We start from the raw sequence: 4,082 nt of genomic DNA, 5'->3' as shown, positions 1-4,082 counted from the left end.
GCCGGGGAGAGGGGCTGAGTCGGACGCGACCGACTGCCCATGCGGAAACAGCCCCTCTCCCCGACCCTCTCCCCGAGGGGGAGAGGGAGAAGAAGATGCTCCTCCGCACACACACGAGTCCGGTGCAAATCCGCACCATGCTCGACCAACCGCCGTCCATCCGCATCATCGCGCCGGGCCGCACTTACCGCTCCGACTCCGACGCCACCCACACTCCCATGTTCCACCAGATCGAGGGGCTGGTGATCGACCGCAGCATCCATCTCGGCCATCTGAAATGGACGCTCGAGACCTTCCTCAAGGCCTATTTCGAACGCGACGATATCGTGCTCCGCCTCCGCCCAAGCTATTTCCCCTTCACCGAACCATCGGTGGAGATCGACGTCGGCTACACGCTCGTGAAGGGCAAGCGCGTCATCGGCGGCTCCGGAGACGGCTGGCTCGAAGTGCTCGGTTCCGGCATGGTCCACCGCAAGGTCATCGAGGCCTGCGGGCTCGACCCGAACGAGTGGCAAGGCTTCGCCTTCGGCTGCGGCATCGACCGGCTGGCGATGCTCAAATACGGCATGGACGACCTGCGCCCGTTCTTCGACGGCGATCTGCGCTGGCTAAAGCATTACGGCTTCTCCGCGCTCGACGTGCCCACGCTCTCGGGGGGAGTCGGCGCATGAAGTTCACGCTCTCCTGGCTCCGCGAGCATCTCTACACCGATGCCACGATCGATGAGGTCGCCGACACGCTCACCCGCATCGGGTTAGAGGTGGAGGGCGTCGCCGATCCCGGCGCGAAGCTCGCCGCCTTCCGCGTCGCGCGCGTCCTCACCGCCGAGCGCCATCCGCAGGCCGACAAGCTTCAAGTGCTGTCGGTCGATGCGGGGGACGGCCCGGTCCAAGTCGTATGCGGCGCGCCCAATGCCCGCGCGGGGATGGTCGGCGTGTTCGGGGCGCCGGGCGCGTATGTTCCGGGTAGCAGCATCACACTCAAGGTCGCGGCGATCCGGGGCGTCGAGTCGAACGGCATGATGTGCTCGACACGCGAGCTGGAGTTGGGCGACGAGCATGACGGGATCATCGAACTGCCTTCAGACGCGCCGGTCGGGACAGCCTATCCCGATTACGCCGGTCTGAGCGACCCGGTGATCGACGTCAGCGTCACCCCCAACCGCCAGGACTGCATGGGCGTACGCGGCATCGCCCGCGACCTCGCCGCCGCCGGGCTCGGCACGCTCAAGCCGTTCCACGTGGAACGGACGAAAGGTGAGGGGAGCGGTCCCGAAATCGCGATCGAAGACCCGGAAGGCTGCCCGGCCTTCTATGCCCAGGGCATATCCGGCGTGACCAACGGCGAAGCGCCCGACTGGATGCGCCGTCGCCTGCTCGCCGTCGGGCAGAAGCCGATTTCGGCGCTGGTCGACATCACCAACTACGTCATGCTCGATCTCGGCCGGCCGCTGCATGTCTACGACCGCACCAGGCTCAGCGGCGGCCTCATTGCGCGCAAAGCCCGCGCGGGCGAGCGGCTGACGGCGCTTAACGGTCGCAGCTATCCGCTCGACGAGACGATGACTGTCATCGCCGACGACGAGGCGGTCCACGACATCGGCGGCATCATGGGCGGCGAACAGTCGGGCGTGTCTACGGGCACCACCGACATCGTGATCGAATGCGCTTATTTCGATCCCGACACGATCGCCCGCACCGGCCAGAAGCTTCTTCTTACCAGCGACGCCCGCCAGCGCTTCGAGCGCGGCGTCGACCCGGGGTTCCTGGATGACGGTCTCGCCCACGCGACCCGCCTCGTCCTCGACATCTGCGGCGGCACCGCCAGCGCCGTCACCCGTGCGGGCTCGCCCCCCGTAGAGCGTCGCGAGATCGCCTACGACCCGGGCCGGGCCGAGACGCTGGGCGGCCTGGCCGTCGCGCCCGAACGCCAGCGCGCGATCCTCCGGTCGCTCGGTTTCGAGGTCGGGGAGGATTGGCGCGTCGTCGTCCCCACCTGGCGGCGCGATGTTGACGGCCCAGCCGACCTGGTCGAGGAGGTGATCCGCATCGAGGGCGTCGACAACGTGCCCTCCGTCCCGCTCCACCGCGCCCCCGGCGTCGCCCGCCCGACCGCCACCCCCGCGCAGAAGCTCGAACGCCGCCTCCGCCGCGCCGCCGCCGCGCGGGGAGCTGACGAGGCAGTAACCTGGAGCTTTATCTCCGACGCCGAAGCCGCCCCGTTCGGCGGCGGTGCCTGGACGGTCGCGAACCCGATCAGCGACCTGCTCAAGGTCATGCGCCCGTCGCTCCTGCCTGGGTTGCTGAGCGCCGCGTCGCGAAACCTTCGCCAACATCCGGGTCAGGGCGTCCGCCTGTTCGAGATCGGCCGCCGCTACCTCGCCGACGCCGAACGCCCGACGCTCGGCCTGGTCCTTGCGGGCGACCGCTCGCTGCGCGGCTGGCGCGGCGGCAAGGCGACGGGCTTCGACGCGTTCGACGCCAAGGCCGAGGCGCTGGCGCTGCTCGCGGCGGCGGGTGCTCCGGTCGACAATCTGCAGGTGATGGACGGGGCGGGGGGCGCTTGGCATCCCGGCCAGTCGGGGACGCTGCGCCTCGGTCCCAAGACGGTGCTCGCCGCCTTCGGGATGCTCCACCCGAATGTGCTGAAGGCGTTCGACCTGTCTGGCCCCGTCGCGGCGGTCGAGCTGTACCTCGACGCGATCCCGCCCAAGCGGGGCGCCAAGGACGGGGGGGGCTTCGCGCGCCCGGCCCATGCTCCGCCCGCGCTCCAGACGGTCCGCCGCGACTTCGCCTTCGTCGTCCCGGCCGACCTGCCCGCCGACCGGCTCGTCCGCGCGGTCAGGGGGGCGGACAAGGCGGCGATCGTCTCCGCCCGCGTGTTCGACGTCTTCGCGCTCGAAAGCGAGAAGTCGGTCGCGGTCGAGGTGATGCTCCAGCCCGGCGAGAAGAGCTTCACCGATGCCGAGCTCAAGGCGATCGGCGACAAGGTGGTAGCCGCCGCCGCGAAGCAGGGAGCATCCTTGCGTGGCTGACCTGATCCGCATCGGCAACGACAAGCTGTCGGCCGCCATCAACCCGCTCGGCGCGGAATTGTCGCACCTTCGGGACCCGGACGGCCGCGAGCTGATGACCGACGCCGACCCGGCCTATTGGACCGGCCGCGCGCCGATCCTGTTCCCGGTGGTCGGCCGCGTCACCGGCGACGTGCTCCGCATCGACGGCGTGGAGCACCCGATGCCCAAGCACGGCTTCGCTCGCCGATCGACGTTCGAGGTCGTCGCGGCGGAGGCGACGCGGGCGGCGTTCGCGCTCACCGACACGGCGGAGACCCGCGCCGCCTATCCCTTCACGTTCCGCCTGGAGGTCGCGTTCCGCCTCGACAGCCCGACCCTGCTGACCGAGGTCACGATCGAGAACCGCGGTGAGCGTCCGATGCCCGCGCAGTTCGGCTTCCACCCCGCCTTCGCCTGGCCGCTCCCCTACGGCCGCGACCGCGCCGCGCACCGTATCCTGTTCGACCGCGACGAGACCGGCGACCTCCGCGCGATCACCCCCGACGGCTTCATCGCCGCCGAAAGCCGACCGACCCCGCTAGGCGGCCGCGAGCTTCGCCTTTACGACGCGCTGTTCGCCAATGACGCGCTCGTCTGGGACCCCGTCCGCTCGCAAGCGCTCCGCTACGGCGCACCGGACGGCCCGCAACTCGACATCGCGTTTCCCGACACGCCGGGGCTCGGCATCTGGACCAAACCGGGGGCGCGCTACGTCTGCGTCGAGCCCTGGCACGGCATCGCCGACCCGGCGGGATACGCGGGCGAGTTCCGCGACAAGCCGGGCGTCTTCGAGATAGCGCCGGGGGATGCGAAGCAGATCAGCATGAGCGTGACGCTGGTGCCGTAGCGTCCCATATACCTCATTCGTCACCCCGGACTTGATCCGGGGTCCCGCTGTCTACCGCCGCCGAGAAGAAGCGGGACCCCGGGTCGAGCCCGGGGTGACGGTGCATTTGGAACCGCCCATGACCACCCCCCGCCGCACCTTCGCCATCATCTCCCACCCCGACGCGGGCAAGACCACGCT

The 4,082-nt window shown here is 69.8% G+C and carries 2 protein-coding genes and 1 pseudogene; all 3 read left to right on the top strand.

The features are described 5' to 3' along the window. Positions 1–671 (top strand): annotated as a pseudogene (locus ACFE7F_RS15580) (phenylalanine--tRNA ligase subunit alpha); the annotation flags it as partial. Next, entirely contained in the window at positions 668–3,034 is a 2,367-nt protein-coding gene (pheT, locus tag ACFE7F_RS15575; RefSeq protein ID WP_375404761.1) for a phenylalanine--tRNA ligase subunit beta, read from the top strand. The pseudogene ACFE7F_RS15580 and the gene pheT, both read left to right, overlap by 4 nt. Beyond that, the gene (locus tag ACFE7F_RS15570) at positions 3,027–3,902 is read left to right on the top strand and encodes an aldose 1-epimerase family protein (RefSeq protein ID WP_375404760.1); all 876 of its coding nucleotides are present in this window, start codon (positions 3,027–3,029) and stop codon (positions 3,900–3,902) included. Before pheT ends, ACFE7F_RS15570 begins: the two co-directional genes overlap by 8 nt. Positions 3,903–4,082 lie beyond the last annotated feature (180 nt).

Source organism: uncultured Sphingomonas sp. (genome assembly GCF_964235535.1).
Classification (GTDB): Bacteria; Pseudomonadota; Alphaproteobacteria; order Sphingomonadales; family Sphingomonadaceae; genus Sphingomonas.
Note: the sequence above shows the minus strand (reverse complement) of the source record. Positions and strands in the feature narration are given on the sequence as shown.

Excerpts from the sequence above, each read along its gene's own strand:
- pheT (WP_375404761.1), top strand. The coding sequence starts at position 668 with ATGAAGTTCACGCTCTCCTGGCTCCGCGAGCATCTCTACACCGATGCC.